General features: G+C 67.5%; 18 protein-coding genes and 4 pseudogenes. 18 read left to right on the forward strand and 4 right to left on the reverse strand.

What is annotated here, in order from left to right; genetic code table 11:
• The first annotated feature begins 1,165 nt into the window (after positions 1 to 1,165).
• The 7 genes from QC826_RS12480 (at position 1,166) to QC826_RS12510 (ending at position 7,333) form a co-directional block, all read left to right on the forward strand.
• Positions 1,166 to 1,909: a hypothetical protein gene (locus QC826_RS12480; RefSeq protein WP_279765903.1), complete on the forward strand. Its 744-nt coding sequence runs from the start codon at positions 1,166 to 1,168 to the stop codon at positions 1,907 to 1,909.
• Positions 1,910 to 2,071: 162 nt separating this feature from the next.
• A complete protein-coding gene (locus QC826_RS12485) occupies positions 2,072 to 2,419 on the forward strand; it encodes a hypothetical protein (protein WP_279765904.1) in 348 nt (115 codons plus the stop codon).
• Positions 2,420 to 2,502: 83 nt separating this feature from the next.
• On the forward strand, positions 2,503 to 4,014 hold the full coding sequence (locus QC826_RS12490; protein WP_279765905.1) for a hypothetical protein: 1,512 nt from the start codon (positions 2,503 to 2,505) through the stop codon (positions 4,012 to 4,014).
• Between the two features lie 9 nt (positions 4,015 to 4,023).
• Positions 4,024 to 4,233 carry a hypothetical protein gene (locus tag QC826_RS12495; RefSeq protein ID WP_279765907.1) on the forward strand — a complete coding sequence of 70 codons (210 nt, stop codon included), beginning with the start codon at positions 4,024 to 4,026 and terminating at the stop codon, positions 4,231 to 4,233.
• A gap of 23 nt (positions 4,234 to 4,256) precedes the next feature.
• Entirely contained in the window at positions 4,257 to 4,940 is a 684-nt protein-coding gene (locus tag QC826_RS12500) for a metal ABC transporter substrate-binding protein (protein ID WP_279766461.1), read from the forward strand.
• Positions 4,937 to 5,719 (forward strand): metal ABC transporter permease, encoded by a 783-nt coding sequence (locus tag QC826_RS12505; RefSeq protein ID WP_279765908.1) that lies wholly within the window; start codon positions 4,937 to 4,939, stop codon positions 5,717 to 5,719. Before QC826_RS12500 ends, QC826_RS12505 begins: the two co-directional genes overlap by 4 nt.
• A 243-nt stretch (positions 5,720 to 5,962) precedes the next feature.
• Entirely contained in the window at positions 5,963 to 7,333 is a 1,371-nt protein-coding gene (locus QC826_RS12510) for a tetratricopeptide repeat protein (protein WP_279765909.1), read from the forward strand.
• 5 nt (positions 7,334 to 7,338) lie between these two features.
• Here QC826_RS12510 and QC826_RS12515 read toward each other — a convergent pair.
• A pseudogene (locus QC826_RS12515) lies at positions 7,339 to 9,097 on the reverse strand (GGDEF domain-containing protein).
• A gap of 528 nt (positions 9,098 to 9,625) precedes the next feature.
• Between QC826_RS12515 and QC826_RS12520 the strand changes: the two are divergent.
• The 4 genes and pseudogenes from QC826_RS12520 to QC826_RS12535 all read left to right on the forward strand — a co-directional run bounded on the left by QC826_RS12520 (position 9,626) and on the right by QC826_RS12535 (position 15,377).
• Positions 9,626 to 11,792 (forward strand): annotated as a pseudogene (locus tag QC826_RS12520) (prolyl oligopeptidase family serine peptidase).
• Positions 11,793 to 11,801: 9 nt separating this feature from the next.
• Positions 11,802 to 13,664 carry a zinc-dependent metalloprotease gene (locus QC826_RS12525; RefSeq protein WP_279765910.1) on the forward strand — a complete coding sequence of 621 codons (1,863 nt, stop codon included), beginning with the start codon at positions 11,802 to 11,804 and terminating at the stop codon, positions 13,662 to 13,664.
• A gap of 50 nt (positions 13,665 to 13,714) precedes the next feature.
• A complete protein-coding gene (locus QC826_RS12530) occupies positions 13,715 to 14,353 on the forward strand; it encodes a zinc-dependent metalloprotease (RefSeq protein ID WP_279766462.1) in 639 nt (212 codons plus the stop codon).
• Between the two features lie 217 nt (positions 14,354 to 14,570).
• On the forward strand, positions 14,571 to 15,377 hold the full coding sequence (locus QC826_RS12535) for an inositol monophosphatase family protein (RefSeq protein WP_279765911.1): 807 nt from the start codon (positions 14,571 to 14,573) through the stop codon (positions 15,375 to 15,377).
• An 18-nt stretch (positions 15,378 to 15,395) separates the two neighbouring features.
• Here the strand turns inward: QC826_RS12535 and bla are convergent.
• Positions 15,396 to 16,300, reverse strand: a pseudogene (gene bla, locus QC826_RS12540) (class A beta-lactamase).
• Between the two features lie 111 nt (positions 16,301 to 16,411).
• A complete protein-coding gene (locus QC826_RS12545) occupies positions 16,412 to 16,987 on the reverse strand; it encodes a helix-turn-helix domain-containing protein (RefSeq protein WP_093390294.1) in 576 nt (191 codons plus the stop codon).
• Between the two features lie 268 nt (positions 16,988 to 17,255).
• Here QC826_RS12545 and kbl point away from each other — a divergent pair, with 268 nt between their 5' ends.
• The 6 genes and pseudogenes from kbl to moaD all read left to right on the forward strand — a co-directional run bounded on the left by kbl (position 17,256) and on the right by moaD (position 24,012).
• Positions 17,256 to 18,461 (forward strand): glycine C-acetyltransferase, encoded by a 1,206-nt coding sequence (gene kbl / locus QC826_RS12550; RefSeq protein ID WP_279765912.1) that lies wholly within the window; start codon positions 17,256 to 17,258, stop codon positions 18,459 to 18,461.
• Between the two features lie 29 nt (positions 18,462 to 18,490).
• On the forward strand, positions 18,491 to 19,453 hold the full coding sequence (locus tag QC826_RS12555) for an NAD-dependent epimerase/dehydratase family protein (protein ID WP_093390295.1): 963 nt from the start codon (positions 18,491 to 18,493) through the stop codon (positions 19,451 to 19,453).
• Positions 19,454 to 19,501: 48 nt separating this feature from the next.
• Positions 19,502 to 20,908 carry an L-serine ammonia-lyase gene (locus tag QC826_RS12560; RefSeq protein ID WP_279765913.1) on the forward strand — a complete coding sequence of 469 codons (1,407 nt, stop codon included), beginning with the start codon at positions 19,502 to 19,504 and terminating at the stop codon, positions 20,906 to 20,908.
• Between the two features lie 97 nt (positions 20,909 to 21,005).
• Positions 21,006 to 22,482, forward strand: a pseudogene (gene thrC / locus QC826_RS12565) (threonine synthase).
• 12 nt (positions 22,483 to 22,494) lie between these two features.
• Positions 22,495 to 23,721 carry a gephyrin-like molybdotransferase Glp gene (glp, locus tag QC826_RS12570; protein ID WP_279765914.1) on the forward strand — a complete coding sequence of 409 codons (1,227 nt, stop codon included), beginning with the start codon at positions 22,495 to 22,497 and terminating at the stop codon, positions 23,719 to 23,721.
• A gap of 33 nt (positions 23,722 to 23,754) precedes the next feature.
• Complete coding sequence (gene moaD, locus QC826_RS12575; protein ID WP_279765915.1) at positions 23,755 to 24,012, forward strand: molybdopterin converting factor subunit 1; 258 nt, start codon at positions 23,755 to 23,757, stop codon at positions 24,010 to 24,012.
• Positions 24,013 to 24,075: 63 nt separating this feature from the next.
• Here the strand turns inward: moaD and QC826_RS12580 are convergent, their stop codons facing one another.
• Complete coding sequence (locus QC826_RS12580) at positions 24,076 to 24,300, reverse strand: hypothetical protein (protein ID WP_093390300.1); 225 nt, start codon at positions 24,298 to 24,300, stop codon at positions 24,076 to 24,078.
• Between the two features lie 104 nt (positions 24,301 to 24,404).
• Between QC826_RS12580 and QC826_RS12585 the strand changes: the two genes are divergently transcribed.
• Complete coding sequence (locus QC826_RS12585) at positions 24,405 to 25,658, forward strand: TIGR03862 family flavoprotein (RefSeq protein WP_279765916.1); 1,254 nt, start codon at positions 24,405 to 24,407, stop codon at positions 25,656 to 25,658.
• The last annotated feature ends 128 nt before the right edge of the window (positions 25,659 to 25,786 follow it).

The raw sequence follows: 25,786 nt of genomic DNA on the forward strand, positions 1-25,786 counted from the left end.
GTGATTTTGCTGGTTTGCGAAGTCAGCAGGTAGACGGTCGGATAGCCGCTTGGGGTGTGGGCGGTGTAGCCGAAGGTCGTCGTCGGTCGGACACCCGCCGGGTCCGGCGGCGCCGTGACCGTCCACGGATCGCCTTGGGCGGTGTAGGTATAGTTGCTCACCTGCAGGCGCGGGTCGGTGCTGCTGGCGATCTTGTTGTACGCCGTCTCGTAGGTGAAGCTGCTTACCAGGCTGGCCAGCGGCGATCCCGGTTTGGGGATCTGTGTGACGGTCTTGACGTTGTGCGTGCAGCGCCGCTCGGCGGCAGCGCAGGTGGCGTCGTCGAAGGTGTATTGCACGGCGTTGCCTTCGGGGAGGACGCGGCGCGTCATGCGGCCGTGGCCGTCGTAATTGTTGGACGTTCTTTTCCCCAATGGATCGACGGCCCGGGCGACATGGCCGTCGCCGTCGAAGTAGGAGACGTTGCTGACGTTGCCGGGTCCGACCTCCTCCGAGCGGGAACCGGCGAAGTAATAGGTGTACAGCTTGCCGTTGGCGTTGGTTTGGGTTTGCACACGTCCCAGGCTGTCGTAGACGTTGCTCAGGAACGCGATGCTCGGGTTGCTTGGATAGAAGAGTTTGTCCAGGCGGCCCGGCACGTCGTAGTGGAACTTCGTCACCTGTCCGACCGCGTCGGTAAAGGTATCGAGGTCGCCCGAGGCGATGTAGCCGTACTTGACGCTGCGTCCGTTGCCGTCGCCCACCGAGCTGATCTGGCCGGAGCTGCTGGTCAGGGTCAGCGTGCGGCCCAGGCTGTTTTGCACCTGGGCCAGGTCGTTGCCGACATAGCTCAGCTTCACTTGCATGCCGCTCGGATAGGCGAGATTGGCCAGCTTGCCGGCCGTGTTGAAGTTGAGCTTGACGCGTTGCGCCGTCTCCTCCGTGTAGCTGCCGTCGGCGTTCTTGAGCAGCTTCGCCGAGTTGCCGGGAGGCGGGTTGTAGGTGCCGTCGGGCAGACGGACGAACTGCGCGCCGTCGAGGCCTTGTTGCAGCGACACGGTGTTGTCCAACATTTGCTCGCCGAACCAGCTTTGCCCGAGCGTCGCGATGACCATCTTGTCGAGGGGCTTCGCTGCGTCCGCCATGAGGTCGAGCGAGGTGCCTTCGGCCTCCGAGCTCGGGAATCATGGTCCTCCAATTCAAGTCAAACCGAAGCAATAGTGGCTTCGTCTTGCTGCAGGCGTTGTGGCTAACGCTGTTGACATCTTTGCTGGCGTCGACAATGCTGGAGGCAAGCCTTGGCGCGGCCAAAGACAGCGAAGCCGCCATCGCTGCATTCCGAACCGAAATGGCTGCAGAGTCGGCTATACACACGGCGCTCTATCAGCTTCTGGTATCTGGAATTGCGCCATCTTTCCAACGGCGAGCAATGCAAATCGACGGCCATGAGGTACTCGTTACTACACAAGATGTCAGCGGCTTGCTTGACCTTAACGCATGCGACGAGGCTGCTCTCCATCGCTTACTCGCATCGCTAAACATTGGTGACGGTCGCCCAGCGGTCTCGGCAATACTTGCTGCGCGGCCGTTGACCAGTTACGCCGCTCTCGCGGCCATTCACGGTGTGTCGCAACACCACATCGATCGGCTGATGCCGCATGTGACTCTGTTTTCCAGACAGGCGGCACCAAACGCTTCGATAGCATCACAATGGCTGGCAACCACGCTTGGCCTTAAACTAGCGGCCCCTAGCGTTTTGACTGGGGCCAGTTCCCCAGCAGGGCGGGTTGTTCGAATTACTGCTGTAGCAAAAACCCGCACCGCTAGTTCCCGACGGCTGGTAGTGGAATACCTGGTCACAGGAAGGCGAGATCAACCGTATTGGGTTTATGAGTGGGTTGCGCTCCCTGTGAACAATATTGTTAAGTAGTGACACTTCTAGGTTCAGCGGTTTATGCGGCGGCGGCCCAGGCTAGTTTGAGATGAAACCATTTCGGATCTCGCCCAGGCAATGAATTGATACGAAAAATCCGCCGGGACGGACCGGATCGCATTACAATATCCGCCATCGTGATCCATTAGTTAAGGTTTTGTGAACGTCCGTCGCACCATCGCCTATGCCTTGCTGTCGCTTCTGCTGCTCGTCTCGCAGCAGATGGGGATTTCGCACGGCCTGACGCACTGGGCCGGCGCACGTGGCGGCAGCGAGCAGGCGCAGGTGCTGGAGCGCAGCGAGAGCGCCTCCAAGTCGCTGGCGCTGGACCATAGCTGCAACCAGTGTCTGGCCTTCGCCCAGATCGCTTCCGCCCTCGACACCCCTTTCCATTCCTTCCCGGCCGCGCGCGTTGACGCCACGGCTGTCGTCTCCACGCCCGCTCTGTCGCTGTGCCAGCGCACGGTGTGCGTGTTCCAGGCGCGCGCGCCGCCCGTCCTGTCCTGATTGCATCTCTTTTGTTGATAAAAACGTAGCGCTGCCGCTTTGGCCGCGCCGCGCCGCATTCATTCGTACAGGACACAAAAATCATGTTGAAATACAGCCTGCTGGCGGCCGCTGTGGCCGCCGCTTTTGCCGCACCCATGGCCTCGGCCGCCGATAGCAAGGAACTCAAGGAGATCCGCGCCCAGATCCGTCAGATGAAGGATTCCTACGAGGCGCGTTTGCAAGCGCTGGAGCAACGGCTGGAGAAGGCGCAAGCCGCCACCGCCGACGCGCAGGCGCAGACCAAGGCGCTGGCCGCCAGCGTGGCCGCCGCGCCGGCGGCATCCGCCGCCGGTGCTGCTAACGCCGGCAATGTCGCCAGCGGCGGCGTAGGCGCGCCGCTGGCATCTCCGGGCAACACCGCCGCCACGATGCCTGCCGCCACGGGCTCGCCCGCGTCGGCCGGCGCCGCGGCCGCGCCGGCCTCGAACCTGTTCAATCCGAACATTTCGATGATCCTCGGCGGCACCATGCAGAACCTGTCGCACGACCCGGGCCAGTATCGCCTGCAAGGCTTCGTGCCGAGCGGCGGCGAGGGCGGCCCCGGTTCGCGCGGCTTCAGCCTGGGCGAGTCCGAGCTGACCATGGCGGCGAATATCGATCCGCAGTTCGCCGGCCAGCTGACCTTCGCGCTGGGCGCCGACAACACGGTCGAGGTCGAGGAGGCTTTCGTGCAGACCCGCGCCATGTCCAACGGCCTGAACCTGAAGGCCGGCCGCTTCCTGTCCGCGCTCGGCTACATGAACGGGCAGCACGCCCACACCTGGGACTTCGTCGACGCGCCGCTGGCCTACCAGGCCTTCCTCGGCGGCCAGTACAAGCCGGACGGCGTGCAGGCCAAGTGGTTGGCGCCGCTCGACCAATACCTTGAAGTCGGCGTCGAGCTGGGCAACGGCTCGGCCTTCCCCGGCACCGCGCGCAACAAGAACGGCAACGGCGCCACCACCGTGTTCGCCCACCTGGGCGACGACATCGGCGACTCGTCCAGCTACCGCCTCGGCCTGTCGCACCTGCGCACCGGCGCCCACGAACGGGCCTTCGAGGACGGCGGCCTGAACCACAGCTTCAGCGGCAAGTCGCGCACCTGGGTGGCGGACGGCATCTTCAAATGGGCGCCGAACGGCAACCCGACGCAGACCAACTTCAAGTTGCAGGGCGAGTATTTCCGCCGCCACGAGAGCGGCCAGCTGGCCGTCGACAGCAGCGGCGAGAACGCCGCCAGCGGCAGCTACGCCAGCACCCAGTCGGGCTGGTATCTGCAGAGCGTCTACCAGTTCAAGCCGAACTGGCGCGCCGGCCTGCGCTACGACCGTTTGTCGTCGGGCAGCCAGCGCATCGGCCTGGTCGACGACGGCACGGTCGGCCTGGCCAGCCTGCCTATCCTGGAGGCGTACACGCCGTCGCGCAGCAGCGTGATGGTCGACTACAGCCCGTCCGAGTTCTCGCGCCTGCGCTTGCAGTTGGCGCGCGACAAGTCGCGTCCCGGCGTGACCGACAATCAAGTTTTCCTGCAATACATCATGAGCCTGGGCACGCACGCGGCCCACGCTTTCTAAGGAGTTGCCATGAAACTGAAACGAGCATCCCTGCTGGCCGCCGCCTACGTCTGCCTGGCGGCCGGCGCCGCGCTGCCGGCCCATGCCGAACTGAACATCCTCGCCTGCGAACCGGAGTGGGAGGCGCTGAGCAAGGAGCTGGGCGGCGACAAGGTCAAGGTCTCCAGCGCCACCAACGCTTTGCAGGCCCGCACCGCATCGAGGCGCGCCCCAGCCTGATCGCGCGCACGCGCAACGCCAACCTGTTGGTCTGCACCGGGCTGGAGCTGGAGGTGGGCTGGCTGCCGGTGCTGTTGCAGCAGTCGGGCAACGGCAAGATCGCCGCCGGCCAACCGGGCAACTTCGAGGCCGGCGCGCTGGTGCCGCGCTTGGACGTGCCGGGCAAGGTCGACCGCAGCGAGGGCGATGTGCACGCCGCCGGCAACCCGCACATCCAGCAGAATCCGCACAATATCGCGCTGGTGGGCGTCGGCCTGGCCAAGCGCTTGGCCGAGCTGGACCCGGCCAACGCCGCCTATTACCAGGCGCGGCAAAAGGACTTCTCGGCGCGCTGGGACGCCGCCATGTTGAAGTGGGAGAAGCAGGCGGCGCCGTTGAAGGGCGTCGCCGTGGTCGAGCACCACAAGAACATGGAGTACCTGATGGGCTGGCTGGGCCTGCGGCAGGTCGGCACGCTGGAACCCAAGCCCGGCGTGGAGCCGAGCGCGGCGCACTTGTCCGCGCTGCTGGGCCAGTTGCAACGCCAGCCGGCAAAAATGGTGCTGCGCGCCGCCTACCAGGACGGCCGCGCCTCGCAATGGCTGGCTGAGCACGCCAAGATCCCGGCGGTGGTGCTGCCGTTCTCGGTCGGCGGCGACGACAAGGCCAAGGACCTGTTCGGCCTGTTCGACTCGACCGTGCAACGCTTGACGGACGCCGCAAAATGATGCCCGCCGATCTGGACCTGATGATCATCCTGCCGGCGTTGCTGGCCGGCCTGCTGGTGCTGGTGACGCACATCCCGCTGGGCGCCCAGGTGCTCAAGCGCGGCATCGTCTTCATCGACCTGGCGATCGCCCAGATCGCCGCGCTGGGTGTGATCATCGCCGGTGCCGGCGACTTCGAGCCGCAGGGCTGGGCGGTGCAGGGCGCCGCCGCGGCGGCGGCCGTGCTGGGCGCCTTGCTGCTGACCTGGACCGAGAAGCGCTGGCCGGAGGTGCAGGAGGCCCAGATCGGCGTGATGTTCATCCTCGCCGCCACCGGCGGGCTGTTGCTGGTGGCGCACAACCCGCACGGCGGCGAGCATTTGCAGGATCTACTTGCCGGACAGATCCTGTGGGTGCGATACCAGCAACTGTTGTTGCCGGCCGTAGGCACGGCGCTGATCGCTGCGGTGCTGTTCTTCTTCCAGAACAGTCTGAGCCGGCTCGGCTTCTATTTGATCTTCGCGCTGGCGGTGACCGCCTCGGTGCAACTGGTCGGCGTCTATCTGGTGTTCACCAGCCTGATCGTGCCCGGTCTGGCGGTGCGCCACTATGTCGGCACGAAACGCATGGCGCTGGCCTACCTGGTCGGCGCCGGCGGCTACGCGGCCGGCCTGGTGTTGTCGACCTTGTACGACCTGCCGTCGGGCGCGCTGATCGTCTGGTGCCTGACCGCGCTGGCGGTGCTGGTCTACGCGCTGGGTCCGAAGCCGCCCGGCGGCTTGCGCGCGATGCGTTCCTGATACTGCCGCGTTCACCGCGCGTGGTTCCCGGCCTTTCCCGGTTCGCCGCGAGGGGCCATTTTTTGTTGGCCCACATCATTTGACATTCCGCTAGGCATTAATTAATGCAATTTTAATACCTTCCTTGAGCAGGCTCAAACCTATCCTGCAAGCCGGCATTTATAATTTAGGCAACATTATCGCGCTGGGTGTGCGCATTCGCGCAAGGGCAGCGTTCGCCGGCTAGCCGGCTGGGGGTGGAGCATGAAGAATCAGAGTTCGGCCAAGGACAGAAACGACTGCTATATGTGGTTCCGCGACGCCGCCGAACACGGCAACGCCTACGCGCAGTTCAACCTCGCCTTGCTGCTCAAAAAAGGCCAGGGGGTCGAACGCGACGACGCCAGCGCCTTCCTGTGGATGCGCCTGGCCGCGCTGCAGGGGCTGGCCTTCGCGCAGAACCACCTGGGCGCCATGTACTACAACGGCCGCGGTGTCGAGCGCGACGACGTCGAGGCGGCGGCCTGGTTCCGCCGTGGCGCCGAGCAGGGCGATCCCTCGGCGCAGCAGAACCTGGGCCAGATGTACCGGCGCGGGCGCGGCGTGCCGCGCAGCGACGAGCTGGCGCTGGCCTGGTTCCACCGCGCCGCCGACCAGGCAGTGGCGGGCGCGCAGACGCTGCTGGGCGAGGCCTACGCCCAGGGCCTGGGCACGCCGCGCAACTATCCGCTGGCGCTGGCCTGGTTCCGCAAGGCGGCGCTGCTGGGCGACTCCACCGCCCAGCTCAATCTCGGCCTCATGTACAAGCGCGGCCAAGGCGTGCCGCAGTGCGACGCGCAGGCCCTGAGTTGGTTCCGCCAAGCCGCCGCGCTGGGCGACGCCGCCGCCCAGCGCCAGGTCGGCGTCGCCTATGCCGAGGGGCGCGGCGTGGCGGCCGACCAGTTGCGCGCCTACGCCTGGCTGTCGCGCGCGGCGGCGCAGGACGATCCGGACGCGCAATTCAACCTGGGCATCATGCTGGCCAACGGCCAGGGCGTCGACAAGGACGACGCGCGCGCCATCGGCTGGTACAAGCGGGCGGCGGAGGCCGGCCACGCGCTGGCCCAGTACAACCTGGGCGGCATGTACGCGCACGGCCGGGGCGTGCCGCGCGACCCGCTGCGGGCGCTGGAATGGTATCGCTTGGCGGCGGAGCAGGGCGCGCCCAACGCGCAGTTCAATGTTGGCGTGATCTACGCCAACGGCCACGGCGTGGCCAAGGACGAACAGCGCGCGGTGGCCTGGTATCGCACGGCGGCCGAGCAGGGCGACGCCAGCGCGCAAAACAACCTGGGCGTGATGTACGCCAACGGCCAGGGCGTGGCGCAGGACGACGCGCAGGCGGTGCGCTGGTATCGCCGTGCCGCCGAGCAGGGCCATGCCTTGGCGCAGTACAACCTGGGCGGCATGTACAGCAGCGGGCGCGGCGTGCCGCGCGACCCGCTGCAATCGTATATGTGGATCTCGCTGGCGGCCGATGCCGGCGACGAGACGGCCCGCACCAACCGCAAGCTGATCGCGAGCGGCATGACGCCGGCCCAGCTCGGCTGCGCCCAGGACCTGGCGCGGCAGTGGCACGCCGCCCACCGCGCCTAGCCTGGCTACGGGCCGCTCTGCTGGCGCCGGTCGAGGAACAGGCTGTTGCCGTGGATCTTCTTGGCCTGCTTTTTGGCCTCGGTGGCGGCGGTGGCGATCTGGTGGTGCGAATAGTACTGGCGCGGTTCGACCTTGATCGCGCCCAGCGACAAGCTCATCAGGGAATAGAACACCTTCTTGCCCTGGCGGTCCTCGCTGATGTAGCCGCCCCGTTCGCGGTCCTCGATGCTGTAGTAGTCCTGCACGGCCGCCGCGAACTCCTCCAGGATGGCCTGGCAGCGCTCCTCCCAATCCTCGCTCTGGAACAGGATCATGAAGTCGTCGCCGCCGATGTGGCCGACGAAGTCGCGGTTCGGGTCGCAGCGCTCGCTGAGCACCTTGCCGGTCAGCTGGATGACGTCGTCGCCGCGGCGGTAGCCGTAGACGTCGTTGAAGGGCTTGAAATGGTCGAGGTCGCAGTAGCAGACCCAGAACCGCGTGCCGCTCTGCAACAGCCGGTCGATATGCTCGTTGATCGGCACGTTGCCCGGCAACTGGGTCAGCGGGTTGGCGTAGCGCGCCGCGTTGATCTGCATCTGGGTGATTTCGCGCATCAGGTCGTGGCCACGGCCCATGCCCATGTAACGGCCGTGGTCGGTGATGATGAAGCCGTTGAACAGGTGGTGGGCGTCGGCCTGCACCATGATGAAGCTGAGGTTCCTGCAGGCTGGTGTCCTTGTCGGCGATCAGCGGCTTGCTGTCCATGAACAGCTTGCACGACTTCTTGCCGTACAGCTCGCGCTGGTAGGGGCGGGCGAAGTGGTCGATCATCTCGAAACGGCTGATCAGGCCCAGCGGCTCGCCGTTGTCGACCACCGGAATGATCAACAGCTTGGGCTCCTTGAGGAAGATCTCGTAGACCTGGTTGTTGTTCATGCTCGGCGGCACGGCCGCGACCCGGTGCAACAGTTTCAGGATGGTCACCGCGTTCTTCTCCACGCTGCGCTGGGGGTACACCGCCACGCCGTTGCGCGCCAGTGCCTTGACCACCTCGGCCGGGGCGGCCTTGGCCGGCAGCGCATTCGGCCGGCCCAGATGGTAGCCCTGGGCGTAGGCCACGCCCAGGTCGCGCAACACCAGCAGCTCGGCCTGGGTCTCGATGCCCTCGGCGATGACCAGGGTGTCGGACTTGTCGGCGATCTCCTGGATCGAGCGGACGAACTGCAGCTTGACCGGGTCGTTGTTGATGCCCTGGATGAAGTGCATGTCGATCTTGACGTACTCGGGGCGCAGCTCGGACCACAGGCGCAGGCTGGAAAAACCCTCGCCCAGGTCGTCGATGGCGATCTGGAAGCCCATCTTGCGGTAGTGCAGCACCGCCTCGCGCATCAGCTCGTAGTCGTAGGTCGGCTGGTTCTCGGTCAGCTCGATGATCACCCGCTCCGGGTTGATGCCCAGCTGCTGGATGATCTCCAGCGTCTGGCCGTGGCGGGCGTCGCGCAGCAGCAGGCATTCCGGGCTGACGTTGAGGAACAGCTTGCCGGCCAGGTCCAGCTCGGCGAAGCGCTGCAACACCACATGGCGGCACAGGTGCTCGACCTCGGCCGTCAGCTGGTTGGCGCGCGCCACCTTGAACAGGTTCATCGGCGCGTGCAGCGGGCTGTCGGACGGTCCGCGTATCAAGCCCTCGTAGCCGATGATCTCGCCGCTGTGCATCTGCACGATGGGCTGGAACAGCGCGCTGAGCTGGCGCCGGGCGATGATGTCGAGCAGGTGGCGGCCCAGGCTGGCGTCGCCGCCGCCGTCCTCGTTGGCCGCCTCGGCCGGCGGCGGCAGCGGCGGCGCGGCCTCCGGCGGCGTCGGTTTCAGATACCTTACCTTGGCGGGAATGGGCGGTTGCCGGCTGTCCGCCGGCGCGGTATGGACTGAGTTCACGGGGCCTCGATGCGGTGGGCTGTGTATAACCTGACAATCCTATATGTTTTTTGTTACCGGATAATGACAACGAGAAACTTTATTGACGGCAAGTCAAGTCGCGGCAGGGGGAACGGCTGGCGCGCCGTCGCGCCGCGCGCCCGTTCGGCCGGGGCCGGGCGGCCGGGTTCGGCGCGCGGCGCCGGCCGGCCCGGCCGAACAAAAGTTTCCTTGTTCTCGAAGGTAACATTTCAAATTAGTCACATTTCACGCTATGATCGGTGTTGTTGCGCGCGCCGAGGTCCAAGCCGACCCGGCCGCGCGCGCCACCCTGTTTTCGGCGCGGCCGCGCGGCGGCCCGCCCATCCCGATTTGTTCGTCACAATACACGGAAGAACCATGCCTACACGACGCGCCTCGCTGCTCATCCTCCCCCTCATCGGCTCGCTGGCCGCCCTCGGCGGCCCCGCCCTGGCGCAGAGCTGCCCCGGCAAGGTCGAGCTATCCGCCCACCAAGAGCGTGGTCCAGCAGGACACCTACCACGGCGTCAGCGTCGCCGACCCCTACCGCTGGCTGGAGGACGCCAACAGCCCCGACACCCAGGCCTGGGTCGAGGCGCAGAACCGCCTGACGCAGGGCTACCTGCAGGCCATCCCCGGCCGCGAGGCGATCAAGCAGCGCCTGACCAAGCTGTGGAACTACGAGCGCTTCAGCGTGCCCTTCAAGGAGGGCGGCCGCTACTTCTACAGCCGCAACGACGGCCTGCAGAACCAGGCTGTGCTGTACACCATGAAGACCCTGGCCGACACGCCGCGCCTGCTGCTCGACCCGAACACCCTGTCGAGCGACGGCACGGTGGCGCTGGCCGGCACCGCCGTCAGCCCGAACGGCCGGTTCGTCGCCTACAGCACGGCCGCCTCCGGCTCGGACTGGAACGAGATCAAGGTGCGCGACGTCGACAGCGGCAAGGACACCAGCGACCACATCAAGTGGGTCAAGTTCTCCAGCACCTCGTGGCTGCGCGACGGCTCCGGCTTCTTCTACAGCCGCTACGACGAGCCGAAGGAGGCCACCAAGCTGGCCGACGTCAACTACTTCCAGAAGCTGTACTTCCACAAGCTGGGCACGCCGCAGAGCAGCGACACCCTGGTCTACGAGCGGCCCGACCACAAGGACTGGGGCTTCTCCGGCGAGGTCAGCCACGACGGCCGCTACCTGGTCATCTCCGCCTCGCAGGGCACCGAGCGCAAGAACCGCCTGTTCTACAAGGGCCTGAGCGCCAAGGACGGCAAGGTGGTCGGCCTGCTCGAAGAGTTCGACGCCGCCTACAACTTCATCGACAACGACGGCCCCGTGTTCTGGTTCAGCACCGACCGCAACGCGCCGAAGTCGCGCATCATCACCATCGACACGCGCAAGCCGGCGCCGGCCAACTGGAAGGAGATCGTGCCCGAGGCGGCGCAGACCCTGATGTCGGCCAACATCGTCAACAACCAGCTGGTGATCGACTATTTGAGCGACGCCCACAGCCAGGTCAAGATCTTCGACCTGAAGGGCAAGCCGGTGCGCGAGGTGGACCTGCCCGGCATCGGCTCGGCCAGCGGCTTCTACGGCAAGCGCGCCGACCAGGAGACCTTCTACTCCTACACCAGCTTCACCACCCCGACCACCATCTACCGCTACGACCTGAGCACCGGCAAGAGCAGCGTCTACCGCCAGCCCAAGGTCGACTTCGACCCGGCCGCCTACGAGACGCGGCAGGAGTTCTTCACCAGCCGCGACGGCACCAAGGTGCCGATGTTCATCGTCGCCAAGAAGGGCGTCAAGCTGGACGGCAGCAACCCGACCTACCTGTACGGCTACGGCGGCTTCAACGTCTCGCTGACGCCGGCCTTCTCGGTGGCCAACCTGGCCTGGGTCGAGATGGGCGGCGTCTACGTGATGGCCAACCTGCGCGGCGGCGGCGAGTACGGCGAGGCCTGGCACCGTGCCGGCACCAAGCTGCGGAAACAGAACGTGTTCGACGACTTCATCGGCGCCGCCGAATGGCTGGTGGCGCACAAGGTCACCTCGCCGGCCAAGCTGGCCATCGGCGGCGGCAGCAACGGCGGCCTGCTGGTCGGCGCGGCGATGACGCAGCGGCCCGAGCTGTTCGCCGCCGCCATCCCGCAGGTCGGCGTGCTCGACATGCTGCGCTTCCACAAGTTCACCATCGGCTGGGCCTGGACCTCGGACTACGGCTCGTCCGACAACGCCGACGAGTTCAAGGCCCTGCTCAAGTACTCGCCGCTGCACAACCTGAAGACCGGCACCTGCTACCCGGCCACCATGATCACCACCGCCGACCACGACGACCGCGTGGTGCCGGCGCACAGCTTCAAGTTCGCCGCCACCGCCCAGGCCGACCAGGGCGGCGCCGCGCCGATCCTGATTCGCATCGACACCAAGGCCGGCCACGGCGCCGGCAAGCCGACCGCCAAACAGATCGAGGAAGTGGCCGACCGCTGGGGCTTCCTCAGCAAGGAGCTGCAGATGAACGCGGCGCCGGCCGCCGGCGGCATGTAGTCGTTCGCCATGACACCGACACCCGCGCTCAAACCCCTGCTGCTGGCCATGCTCCTGCTCGGCCCGGCCGCCGTCTTCGCCGAGGCGCCCGGCGCCGCCAAACCGCTGGCCGAGCTGACCCGTGGCCTGCAGCCGCAGCCCGGCTTCATCCAGCTGTGGCGCGACGTCGAACAGGGCAGGGTGCTGCTGTCGGTGACGGCGCTGGACCAGCCCTTCCTGCTGCTGTCCTCGCTGCCCTACGCGCTCGGCTCGAACGACGTCGGCCTCGACCGCGGCCAGCCCGGCGAGATGCGCATGGTGCGCTTTGAAAAACACGGCAAGCGCCTGTTCCTGGTGCAGGACAACACCCGCTACACGGCCCGCTCGGCCGACCGCGACGAGCGCGCCGCCGTCAACGAGTCGTTCGCCGCCGCCGTGCTGTGGTCGGGCGAGATCCTGGCCAGCGAACCGGCCGGCGCCTCCGCTCCGCCGGCGCCCGGAAGGGCCGGCACCCCCGCCGTCGTCGGCGCTGCTGGCGGAACGGAGGCATCGCAAGGCAGCACCCACCTGGTCGACTTCTCCAGCTTCCTGCTGGCCGACTGGCACGGCGTCGCCGCCAAGCTCGACGAGAACAAGCAGGGCGCCTACCGCGTCGACGCCGCGCGCAGCGCCGTGCTGGCCGGGCAGGCCAAGAGCTTCCCCGACAACGTCGAGCTGGAAGCCATCCTGACCTTCCAGGGCCCGGGCCAGGCCGAGTTCGTGCGCCAGGTGGCGGCCGACCCGGCCAGCCTGTCGCTGCGCCAGCACATCAGCCTGGTGCGCCTGCCCGACGCCGGCTACCAGCCGCGCGCCTACCACCCGTCCTCGGGCGGCTTCGACACCGGCCACTTCGACTTCGCCACGCCGCTGGCCGGCAGCATCGACGTGCGCTGGCAGGTGCGCCACCGCCTGGAGAAGACCGATCCGGCGGCCGCCGTCAGCGCCGTCAAGAAACCCATCGTCTACTACGTCGACCGGGGCGCGCCCGAGCCGGTGCGCTCGGCCCTGCTCGACGGCGCGCGCTGGTGGAGCAGCGCCTTCGCCAAGGCCGGCTTCCAGGACGCCTTCCGCGTCGAGCTGCTGCCCGAGGGCGCCGACGCCATGGACATCCGCTACAACATGATCCACTGGGTGCACCGCGCCACCCGTGGCTGGTCCTACGGCAACGCGCTGGCCGATCCGCGCACCGGCCAGATCATCCGTGGCGCCGTCACGCTCGGCTCGCAGCGCGTGCGCCAGGACATCCTGATCGCCGAGAGCCTGCTGGCGCCCTACGGCAAGGGCGCCGACGGCGCCAAGGCGCAACTGGCCGAGCAGATGGCGCTGGCCCGCCTGCGCCAGCTGGCCGCGCACGAGGTCGGCCACACGCTGGGCTTCGCCCACAACTTCGCCGCCAGCCGCTACGGCAACGGCAACGGCTCGGTGATGGACTATCCGCACCCGGTGCTCAAGCTCAACGGCGCCGGCGAGGTCGACCTGGCCGAGGCCTACGGCGTCGGCGTCGGCGTGTGGGACGACTACATCGTCAACTACATCTACGGCCAGTTCGGCGCCGGCAAGCAGGAGGAGGCCGCCTTGTCCCGGCTGCGCGCCGGCGCCAAGGCCGCCAATCTTGCCTACGTCAGCGACGGCGACGCCCGCGCGCCCGGCGCCAGCCATCCCGACGGCCTGCTGTGGGACTTCGGCCCCGACTCGATCAAGACCTGGGACCAACTGACGGCGGTGCGCCAGCGCGCGCTGCAAACCTTCTCGATGGACGCGCTGCCGGACGCGCGCCAGAGCGGCGAGCTGGAGGCCCGCCTGGTGCCGATCTACCTGCTGCAGCGCTACCAGGGCGATGCCTGGCCCGGCTGATCGGCGGCGGCGAGTTCGACTACGGCAGCAGCGGCGACATCAAGGACGGCATCGCCCGCAGCGGCGTGCGCACCGCGCCGGCGGCGGTACAGCGCCAAGCCCTGGCGCGCTTGACCGACAGCCTGCGCGCCGAGTACCTGGCCCTGCCGGCCAAGCTGCTCGACGTGCTGACGCCGCCGGCCCAGGGTTACGAGCGCGGCCGCGAATACTTCGGCACGCGCATGAACAGCGTGTTCGACGCCTTCTCCGCCGTCGAGGCGGCGAGCGCGCAGAGCGCCGGCTTCCTGCTCGACGCCGGCCGCCTGAACCGCCTGGCCTGGCAGCACGCGCGCGACGCGCAACAACTGGGCGTGCGCGAGACGCTGGGCCTGCTGTTGCAGCGCACCTGGCAGCGCGGGCCGGTCGGCGCCGGCGTGGTCGGCGGCGAGGCGGTGCAACTGGCCGCCAACTGGGTGCTGCTCGACGCCATGCTCAATCTGCTCGACGGCGCCAAGCTGCATCCGCAGGTCGACGCCGAGCTGCGCCAGCAGGTCCGCGAGTTCGGCCAGTGGCTGGCGAGGAACCCCGGCAAGGACGTGGTGGCGCACAGCCGCAAGCAGGCCGCCACGCTCATCGCCCAGTATCTGGCCGATCCGCGCAGCGTCAAACTGCGGCCCTTGCCGGCGATTCCGCCTGGCGCGCCCATCTAAACTCGCGCGCCAGCCGGCATGCCGCTTGCCGCCGCCGTGGCCACCCGGTCTCGGCGGCGGGCGTGCCTCGCCTGGTTCAGCGCTCATGCGCAACATCCACGCTTCCCCAATGGATGGATTGCATACCAATTTCACTAGTTGGTATTGAAATCAACCTAATGATAAAACCACTTATCGTCGCGCCACGGCGCCGGCGCTTGATCGCTATTGGAAGAAAATGCTCGAATACGACATGAAAACCGTCGCCGTCGACCTGGTGCGCCAGGCCGGTGCGCTGTTGCGGCGGCAGTTCGGCGCCAACCACCAAGTCCGCTCCAAGGGCGACGTCAGCAACATCGTCACCGAGGCGGACATCGCCGCCGAGCGGCTGCTGGTCGAGGGGCTGCGCCGGTATTTCCCGGCCCATTCGATCATCGCCGAGGAGTCCGGCTGCGACCTGCGTGATTCCGACTACACCTGGGTCGTCGATCCGCTCGACGGCAGCTCCAACTTCGCCGCCGGCCTGGCGTGGTTCGGCGTGCTGCTGGCCCTGCTGCACAAGGGCGAGCCGGTGCTGGGCTTGCTCTACCTGCCCATGTCAGACGAGCTGTACGAGGCCGAGAAGGGGCGCGGCGCGCGGCGCAACGGCCAGCCCATCCACGTGAGCGCCTGCGCCGAACTGGCCGGGGTGTTGTGGAACGTCGGCATGGACAGCAGCCCGGACGAGGGCCGGCGGCGCGCCTGCGCCGAGTCGCTGGTGCGGCTGCTGCAGCGGGTGCGCAACGTGCGCGCCACCAACTGCCTGCTGGACGCCGCGCTCACCGCCGACGGCCGCATCGGCGGCGTGCTCAACCACAGCGAACGGCTGTGGGACATCGCCGCGCCCATGCTGATCGTGCAAGAAGCGGGCGGCCGCTTCACCGACCCGCAGGGCCGGCCGCTGGCGCTGGACCTGTCGGCGCGGGCCGCCGAGCGCGACTACGCCGTGCTGGCAGGCGCCCCGGTGCTGCACGCGGCGGTGGTCGAGTTGCTGCGCGATAGGTGAATTGACGGGCTCGGGTGTTTAGGCCAGGTGTTCCAGCACGATCCGCGTCGCCGCCGCGATGACCTCGCTGTTAGCCTTGGCGTCCTTGTCGGCCTGCGCGGTGTAGACCGCCAGCACGATGGGGGCGCGCTGCGGCGGCCAGACCACGCCGATGTCGTTGGCGCTGGCATAGTCGCCGGTGCCGGTCTTGTCGCCGACCTGCCAGCCGGCCGGCACGCCGGCGCGGATGCGCGCGTCGCCGGTGGTGTTGCCGCGCATCCAGTCCTGCAACAGCGCGCGCAGCGGCGCCGGCAGCGCCTCGCCCACGGCCAGGCGGCGCAGGCTGCGGCCCATCGCCGCCGGCGTGGTGGTGTCGCGCGGGTCGCCGGGGATGGCGGTGTTGAGCTCGGTTTCCCAGCGGTCCAGGCGGAACTCCTGGTCGCCGACCGCGCGGGCGTAGGCGGTCACGGCGGCGGTGCCGCCGAGCAGCTTGATGAGCAGGTTGGCGGCGGTGTTGTCGCTGTACTGGATGGCGGCGGCGCACAGTTCGGCCACGCTCATGCCGTCGTCGACATGGTCCTCGGTGATCGGTGAATAGTTGACCAACTCGCTTTTCGCGTACTTGATCCGCTGTTGCAGCAGCTCGGGCGCCTGCTTGCTGCGCTCCAGCACGGCCGAGGCCAGCACCACCTCTGAAGGTGCTGCAGAAGGCGAAGCGCTCGCCGGCGCGGAAGCCGATGCTGCGTTCGTTGCCGGTGTCGATGGCGAACACGCCGAGGCGGCCGCCCCAGCCGCTTTCCAGCGCTGCCAGCCTGGCCTCGGCCGTGTCGGCGCCCAGGTCCCTTCGGCCCCCAGGTGGTGCAGGCGCCGAGGAAGGGCAGGACGGGCAGGGAGGCGGCGGCCAGCAGCAGGCTGCGGCGGCGTGGCGAGTGGATGATGGTCATGATCGGATTTGCTGTGGGGAATATGCAATTGTAAAGATTTTTACAATTGCCTGCAGCGCGGCGGCCTGCCGTGCGCAGCCCCGCGCCCGCAATTCAGGACAACTCAGGACACTAGCGGTGGATCACCACCAGCAGCGCCTTGGCCTCGGTCTTGCCGGCGTTGCGGATGGCGTGTTGCTGGTCGGCCGGATAGCGCGCCGTGCCGCCCAGCTTGACCTTCTTCTTCTGCGAGCCGACCTCCAGCTCGACGGTGCCGTGCAGCACCGTCAAATGCTCGGTGGCGCCCGGGTCGTGCGGCTGCGAGGCCAGCTCGCCGCCCGGCGCCAGGGTCAACTCGTACCACTCGTACTTGCCGGCCAGCTCCATCGGGCCGAGGATGCGCAGCACGTAGCCGGCATGGTTGCCGGGCAGGGTGGGGGTCTCGTGGGCGTCGAGCACGCGGATGGTCTCGGTGCTCTTCTCCACGCTCGACAGCAGCTCGCCGATGGCCACGCCGAGGGCGTTGGCCAGGCGCCAGGTGATGGCGATGGTCGGGTTGGCCTTCTCGCGCTCGATCTGCGACAGCATCGATTTCGACACGCCGGCGATGCGCGACAAGTCCTCCAGCGTCAGGCCGCGCGCCAGGCGCAGCCGTTGCAGGGCGGCGCCGACTTCCGGCGGGGCGTTCGTCGAAACAGGTGTATTCATATTTTTATTCGGGGAAATGCGCAAATTGTGGGGAAATCTGTCGGAAAAACCGCGCCATAAACATATGGACGCGCCTTGCCAAGTTCACTGGCCTTCGGTAATATTCGATATATTGAATTTTAGTTCGACATAACGGATTTCAAGGGTGGTTCGGGAAGCGGAGTAGACTCGGAGTAGACTCGAACCTGCGACACCCTGCGGAACACGGTACAACATACAGCGAGGCCAGGTCAAGCGGCCGCCCTCGCCACCACAATCGAGGATGATCATGAGCGACCAAGCAAAAAACGCGTTTTTCGGCGGCCTGCAGCAAACCCTGGACCAGTTGCGTGAACAGGGCCTGTACAAACCGGAACGGGTGCTGGCCTCGCGTCAGGGCGCCGAGGTGGTGGCGCAGGACGGCAGCAAGCTGATCAACATGTGCGCCAACAACTACCTCGGCCTGTCCGGCGAGGAGTGGGTGGCCCAGGCCTCGATCGCCGCCACCGAGCAGTACGGCTACGGCCTGTCGTCGGTGCGCTTCATCTGCGGCACCCAGACCGTGCACAAGAAGCTGGAACAGGCCATCTCCGCCTTCCTCGGCACCGAGGACACCATCCTCTACGCCGCCGCCTTCGACGCCAACGGCGGCGTCTTCGAGCCGCTGTTCGACGAGAACGACGCCATCATCTCCGACGCGCTGAACCACGCCTCGATCATCGACGGCATCCGCCTGTGCAAGGCGGCGCGCTTCCGCTACCAGCACAACGACATGGCCGACCTGGAAGCGCAGCTGCAGGCCGCCGCCGGCAAGCGCCACAAGGTCATCGTCACCGACGGCGTGTTCTCGATGGACGGCACCATCGCCCAACTCGACAAGATCTGCGACCTGGCCGACAAGTACGGCGCCCTGGTGATGATCGACGAGTGCCACGCCTCCGGCTTCATGGGCGCCACCGGCCGCGGCACCCACGAGCACCACAACGTCATGGGCCGCATCGACATCATCACCGGCACCCTGGGCAAGGCCCTGGGCGGCGCCATGGGCGGCTTCACCTCGGCGCGCAAGGAAGTGATCGACATGCTGCGCCAGAAGTCGCGGCCCTACCTGTTCTCCAACACGCTGGCGCCGTCCATCGCCGGCGCCTCGCTGGCCGTCCTGGAACGCCTGTCCGCCTCGACCGAGCTGCGCGACCGCCTGCACGAAAACACCGCCTTCTTCCGCAAGGAGATCGAGGCGCTGGGCTTCACCATCAAGCCGGGCACCCATCCGGTGGTTCCCGTGATGCTGTTCGACGCGCCGGTGGCGCAGAAGTTCGCCGCACGAATGTATGAGCTGGGCGTACTGCTCAGCGGCTTCTTCTACCCGGTGGTGCCGATGGGCCAGGCGCGCGTGCGCGTCCAGCTGTCGGCGGCGCACACCCGCGCCCAATTGGTCACCGTCTTGGCGGCATTCGAACAAGCGGGCCGCGAACTCGGCCTGCTGAAGAACTAATCTTGCATCTCGTACTCAGGAAGAACAATATGGAACGCATACTCGTCATCGGCGCCAACGGCCAAATCGGCAGTGAACTGGTCGAGGCGCTGGCCTCCCAGCACGGCGCGCACAACGTCATCGCCAGCGACATCAGCAGCACCAATCTGTACAAGGCGGCGCGCTACACCCAGCTCAACGTGCTCGACAAGGAAGCCCTGGCCAAACTGGTCACGGAAGAGGGCATCACCCAGGTCTACCAGCTGGCGGCGATGCTGTCGGCCACCGGCGAGGCCGCGCCGCTCAAAGCCTGGACGCTGAACATGGACGGCCTGTTGAACATTCTGGAGGTGGCGCGCGAACGCGGCGTGCTGGGCAAGCCGCTGCGCATCTTCTGGCCCTCGTCGATCGCCGCCTTCGGCCCGAACACCCCGGCCGTCAACACGCCGCAGCTGACGGTGATGGACCCGACCACCATCTACGGTATCAGCAAGCTGGCCGGTGAGCGCCTGTGCGAGTACTACTTCCTCAAGTACGGCGTCGACGTGCGCAGCATCCGCTACCCCGGCATCATCAGCTACAAGTCGCCCCCGGGCGGCGGCACCACCGACTACGCCATCGCCATCTTCCACTCGGCGCTGCGCGGCGAACGCTACGAATGCTTCCTCGGCCCGCAGACCGCGCTGCCGATGATCTACATGCCCGACGCGATCCGCGCCACCATCGAATTGATGGACGCGCCGGCGGCACAAATCAAGGTCCGCTCGGCATACAATGTGGCCGGCGTGTCGTTCAATCCTGAGCAACTGGCCGCCGCCATTTCGCGCGCCCTGCCGGACTTCAAGATCGCCTACAAGCCGGACAGCCGCCAGGCCATCGCCGACACCTGGCCGCAAAGCCTGGACGACAGCACCGCCACGGCCGACTGGGGCTGGCAGGCGCGCATCGGCGTCGAGCAGATGGTCGCCGACATGCTGGCCAACGTCGACGTCAGCCTGGGCAAGGCCGCCTGAGCGGATTCCCCCCCCGTTTTCACCACTAACTATAAAGCGAGACCATCGATGGACATGAGCGTATTTGATCTGTTTAAAATCGGCATTGGCCCGTCCAGTTCCCACACCGTGGGACCGATGGTGGCGGCGCGCCGTTTTTTGGTCGAGTGCGCTCCGCTGGACGACGTGGTCGCCGTCGAGGCGGCGCTGTACGGCTCGCTGGCGCTGACCGGCGTCGGCCACGCCACCGACAAGGCGGTGATCCTCGGCCTGATGGGCGAGACGCCGCAGGACGTGGTGCCGACCCAGGTCGACGCCATGCTGGCGGCGGCCGAGGCGGCCGGCCAACTGGCCCTGCTGGGCAAGCAGCTGGTGCCGTTCAAGGCCGCCAGCGGCCTGGTGTTCCATAAAAGCGAGTCGCTGCCGGAGCACCCCAACGGCCTGCGCTTCACGCTCAAGCGGGCCGACGGCAGCAGCTTTAGCAAGGTGTTCTACTCGGTCGGCGGCGGCTTCATCCGCGCCGAGGGGGAGGGCCAGGAGCTGGGCGCCGAGGCGGCCCGCGCCGAGCGCGCCGCCCGCATCCCTTATCCCTTCGACACGATGGAGCAGCTGCTGGCGCACGGCGCCGCCAGCGGCCTGACGATTCCGCAGATGTTGCGCGCCAACGAGTGCGTCAAGCTCAGCAGCGAGCAGCTCGACGCCGGCATCGACCGCATCTGGCGCGTCATGCACGACTGCATCGCCCACGGCCTGGAGACCCCGGGCCAGCTGCCCGGCGGCCTGAAGGTCAAACGCCGCGCCGCCGACCTGTGGCGCATGGCCAACGACGTCAAGGCCTCGGCCAACCGCGCCAACGACCTGCCGCACGACGCCATGCACCAGGTCAGCCTGTACGCGATGGCGGTCAACGAGGAGAACGCCGCCGGCGGCCGCGTCGTCACGGCGCCGACCAACGGCGCCGCCGGCATCATCCCGGCGGTGCTGCGCTACTACGCCGAGGACTGCAAGCCGAGCGACCCGGTCACCGGCGTGCGCAACTTCATGCTGACCTCGGCGGCGATCGGCATGCTGTGCAAGCGCAACGCCTCGATCTCGGGCGCCGAAATCGGCTGCCAGGGCGAGGTCGGCGTGGCCTGCGCGATGGCGGCGGCCGGCCTGGTGGCGGCCCTGGGCGGCAGCAACCAGCAGATCGAGAACGCCGCCGAAATCGGCATCGAGCACCACCTCGGCATGACCTGCGACCCGATCGGCGGCCTGGTGCAGATCCCCTGCATCGAGCGCAACGGCATGGGCGCGGTGAAGGCCATCACGGCGGCCTCGCTGGCGCTGCGCGGCGACGGCACCCACTTCGTCAGCCTCGACGAGGTGATCGAAACCATGCGCCAGACCGGCGCCGACATGCAGGACAAGTACAAGGAAACCTCGCTGGGCGGCCTGGCGATCCACGTCATCACCGTCAACCACGCCGCCTGCTGACGCCATTACAACAGCCGATTGCACGGGTTCGGGCCGGGCGCACTATAATATCCGCTCATTCGCAGTGATATGTAGCCCAACCGGACCTGTCTAATTTATGCAATACGTGTCTACCCGCGCCGCCGCGTCGGCCGCTTCGTCGTCCCCCTCCAATTTTTCCGACATCCTGCTCGGCGGCCTGGCCGCCGACGGCGGCCTGTTCCTGCCGACCGCCTACCCGCAGGTGAGCGGCGCCGAACTGGACGCCTGGCGCAAGCTGTCCTACGCCGACCTGGCCTACGAGGTGCTGCGCAAGTTCGCCACCGACATCCCGGAAGCCGACCTGCGCGCGCTGACCGCCAAGACCTACACCAAGGAGGTCTACCGCAACGCCCGCGCCGGCGAAAAGGCCAGCCAGATCACGCCGCTGCGCGTGCTGGAGGAGGGCGACGGCCGCAAGCTGGTGCTGCAGGCGCTGTCGAACGGCCCGACCTTGGCCTTCAAGGACATGGCGATGCAGTTGCTGGGCAACCTGTTCGAATACACGCTGGCCAAGAGCGGCGCGCAGCTCAACATCTTCGGCGCCACCTCGGGCGACACCGGCAGCGCGGCCGAATACGCCATGCGCGGCAAAAAGGGCATCCGCGTCTTCATGCTCTCGCCGCACAAGAAGATGAGCGCCTTCCAGACCGCGCAAATGTTCAGCCTGCACTGACCCGAACATCTTCAACATCGCCGTCGACGGCGTCTTCGACGACTGCCAGGACATGGTCAAGGCGGTCTCCAACGACCTGCCGTTCAAGGCCGCGCAGAAGATCGGCACGGTCAACTCGATCAACTGGGCGCGCGTCGTGGCCCAGGTGGTGTACTACTTCCGCGGCTACCTGGCCGCCACCAGCAGCAACGCCGAGAAAGTCTCGTTCACGGTGCCGTCGGGCAACTTCGGCAACATCTGCGCCGGCCACATCGCGCGGATGATGGGCCTGCCGATCGCCAAGCTGGTCGCCGCCACCAACGAGAACGACGTGCTCGACGAGTTCTTCCGCACCGGCGTCTACCGCGTGCGTAAGTCGGCCGAGACCTACCACACCAGCAGCCCGTCGATGGACATCTCCAAGGCGTCCAACTTCGAGCGCTTCATCTACGACCTGGTCGGCCGCGACGGCGAGCGCACCCGCGCGCTGTTCCACAAGGTCGAGACGCAGGGCGGCTTCGACCTGTCCGGCAAGCCGGGCAGCGACGGCGACGAGTTCAAGAAGGTCGCCCAGTATGGTTTCCAGTCCGGCAAATCGACCCACAAGGACCGCCTCGACACCATCCGCGACGTCGCCGACGACTACGGCATCACCATCGACACGCACACCGCCGACGGCATCAAGGTCGCGCGCGAGCATATCGAAAAGGGCGTGACGATGATCGTGCTGGAGACGGCGCTGGCGGCCAAGTTCAACGAGACCATCCTCGACGCGCTGGGTGTGGACGCCGAGCGTCCGGCCGGCTTCGAGAACATCGAGAAGCTGCCGCAGAAGTTCGTCGTCATGTCGACCGATGTGGAAAAGATGAAGGCCTACATCGCCGGCCACACCGGCCTGTGAGCGAGCCGCGCCATGACTGAATACAAGCCCAAACCGATGCTCTCCGTGAGCGAGGCGCTGGCCTTCCTGCAGGCGGCCGCGCGGCCGGTGCGCGAGATCGAAAGCGTGGCCACGCTGGAGGCCAACGGCCGCGTGCTGGCCCAGGCCCAGGTGTCCGGCATGAACGTGCCGGCGATGGACAACACGCAGATGGACGGCTACGCCGTGCGCGCGGCCGACTGCGCCGGCGGCGCGGCGACCTTGACCGTGTCGCAGCGGATTCCGGCCGGCCATGTCGGCCAGCCGCTGTTGCCCGGCACGGCGGCGCGCATCTTCACCGGCGCGCTGATCCCGGAGGGCGCCGACGCCGTCGTCATGCAGGAGCAGTGTGAGGCGGCCGGCAACCTGGTCACCGTGCGCCACGCGCCCAAGCCGGGCGAATGGATACGCCGCGCCGGCGAGGACATCACCAACGGCAGCGTGATCCTGCCGGCCGGCACCCGCCTGCGCAGCCCCGAGCTGGGCCTGGCCGCTTCGGTCGGCCTGGCCACGCTGCCGGTGCGGCGCAAGCTGCGCGTGGCGGTGTTCTTCACCGGCGACGAGCTGGCCATGCCGGGCGAGCCGCTGGCGCCCGGCGCGATCTACAATTCCAACCGCTTCACCCTGCGCGCGCTGCTGGAAAACCTGGGCTGCCAAATCAGCGACTACGGCATCGTGCCGGACTCGCTGGAGGCCACCCGCGCCGTGCTGCGCGACTGCGCCCGCGAGCATGATCTGATCATCACCTCCGGCGGCGTTTCGGTCGGCGAGGAGGACCACATCAAGCCGGCGGTCGAGGCGGAAGGGCGCCTGAACATGTGGCAGATCGCCGTCAAGCCGGGCAAGCCGCTGGCCTTCGGCGAGGTCGGCCAGGCCTTCTTCCTCGGCCTGCCGGGCAACCCGGTGTCGAGCTACATCACCTTCCTGATGTTCGTGCGGCCCTTCCTGCTGCGCCTGCAGGGCGTGGACGAGCCGCGCGCGCTGACGCCGCAAAGCTACGCCATGCGCGCCGATTTCGCCTGGACCAAGCCGGACCGGCGCAACGAGTTCCTGCGCGCCCGCATCAACGCCGGCGGCGGACTCGATCTGTTCCCGAACCAGAGCTCGGGCGTGCTGACCTCCACCGTCTGGGGCGACGGCATCATCGACAATCCGCCCGGCCAGGCCATCGCGCTTGGCGACACGGTGCGTTTCATTCCATTTAGCGAGCTGCTGCACTGAGCAGGCCGCGACCAACACAGAAGAATCATCGACATGAATATTACGCTGCGATTTTTTGCCAGCGTGCGCGAGGCACTAGGCACTTCCACCGAATCCCTGGCGCTGCCGGAAGGCGTGGCCACGGTGGGCCAGGTGCGCGCCCATTTGATCGGGCGCGGCGACCCATGGGCCAAGGCCCTGGGCGAGGGCAGGGCGCTGCGCATGGCCTGCAACCAGGTGATGTGCGACGCCGACAGCGCCGTCAGCGAAGGCTGCGAGCTGGCCTTCTTCCCGCCGGTGACCGGCGGCTAGACTTGATGCTGAACCGCCGCGCCCAGCGGGCGACGGCTAGCGCTTGCGATTCTCCGCTGGTGATTATTTTGGTGCCGGCGGCTGCTTGCCCAACGCGGCCGGGCCTTCTTTGCGGTAGCGCATGAAGGTCGAGATCGTGTAGATGGCGGCGGCCACGACCGCCCAGATGGCGGCGCTGGTGAACTCGTCCGCCGTGCGGGCGCCCTTGAAATAGTCGACCAATGCCAGGATGGCGAACAGCGGCACGGCCGCGAGTAAATAACGTTTAATCCAGAATGCTGCACCCATAACGGCTCCTCAAAAGTATGGCAGCCCACAGTATGCGCCGCGCACCGCCCCAGGTCTAGTCACCGGCCCCGGAGCGCGGCCTTTTTAGCTTTCGGATCGATCCCATGCAGTCTCACTCTCAAACACCCCGCGTCGCCGTCATCGGCGGCGGACCGGCCGGCCTGATGGCCGCGCAAACGCTGGCCGAGGGCGGCGCGCGCGTCGACCTGTACGACGCCATGCCCTCGGTCGGCCGCAAGTTCCTGCTGGCCGGCCGGGGCGGCATGAACATCACCCACGCCGAGCCCTTCGACGATTTCGTTACCCGCTACGGCGCGGCCGGCGCGGCGCTGCTGCCGCAGTTGCAGGCCTTCGGCCCGCAGCAGGTGCGCGACTGGGTGCACGGCCTGGGCGTGGACACCTTCGTCGGCACCTCCGGCCGCGTCTTCCCGACCGATATGAAGGCGGCGCCGTTGCTGCGCGCCTGGCTGCACCGCCTGCGCGAGAGCGGCGTGCAGTTCCACATGCGCCAGCGCTGGCAGGGTTGGCGCGACGACGCGCTGCTGTTCGCCACGCCGGACGGCGAGCACACCGTCCGCGCCGACGCCACCGTGCTGGCGCTGGGCGGCGCCAGCTGGGCGCGGCTCGGTTCGGACGGCGCCTGGCAGGCGCTGCTGGCGCAGCGCGGCGTCGAGCTGGCGCCGCTGGTGCCGGCCAACTGCGGCTTCGACGTGGATTGGAGCGCGCACTTCGCCAGCCGCCACGCCGGCGAGCCGCTGACCACGGTGGCCATCGTCTCGACCGACGCCCACGGCCGCCAAGTGCGCAAGCAGGGCCAGTTCGTCGTCACCGGCGGCGGCGTCGAGGGCAGCTTGATCTACGCGCTGTCGGCCGCGCTGCGCGAGCAGATCGCCGCCGACGGCAGCGCCTTGATCCACCTCGACCTGCTGCCCGACTGGACGGCCGAGCGGGTCGCCGACGAGGTGGCGCGACCGCGCGGCGCGCGTTCGATGTCCAGTCATTTGCAGAGCCGCCTCGGCATCAAGGGCGTCAAGTCCGGCCTGCTGCGCGAGTGCATAGTCGCCGAGGAGTTCGCCGATCCGGAGCGGTTGGCGCGGGCGATCAAGGCGCTGCCGCTGCGCCTGCTGCGGCCGCGTCCCATCGACGAGGCCATCAGCAGCGCCGGCGGGGTGCGCTTCGCCGCGCTGGAGGGGGCGATGCTGAAGGCGGCGCCGGGCGTGTTCGTCGCCGGCGAGATGGTCGACTGGGAGGCGCCGACCGGCGGCTACCTGCTGACCGCTTGCCTGGCCGGCGGCCTGGCCGCCGGCCAGGATGTGTTGCGCTGGTTGGGGCGCGGGGGCGAATCGCAGGGCGCTTAGCCGCACGCTGGCATTCCCGCGCAAGCGGCTGAATGCAATCGAAATATTGCCAAATTTCCTATAATTACATATTATCAAGTGCATTCAGAAAATACAGCCGCGTCACTCGCGCGAGGCTGCATCTATGT

Origin of the sequence: Rugamonas sp. DEMB1 (assembly GCF_029834475.1) — a bacterium.
In the GTDB taxonomy this organism is placed as follows: domain Bacteria; phylum Pseudomonadota; class Gammaproteobacteria; order Burkholderiales; family Burkholderiaceae_D; genus Rugamonas; species Rugamonas rubra.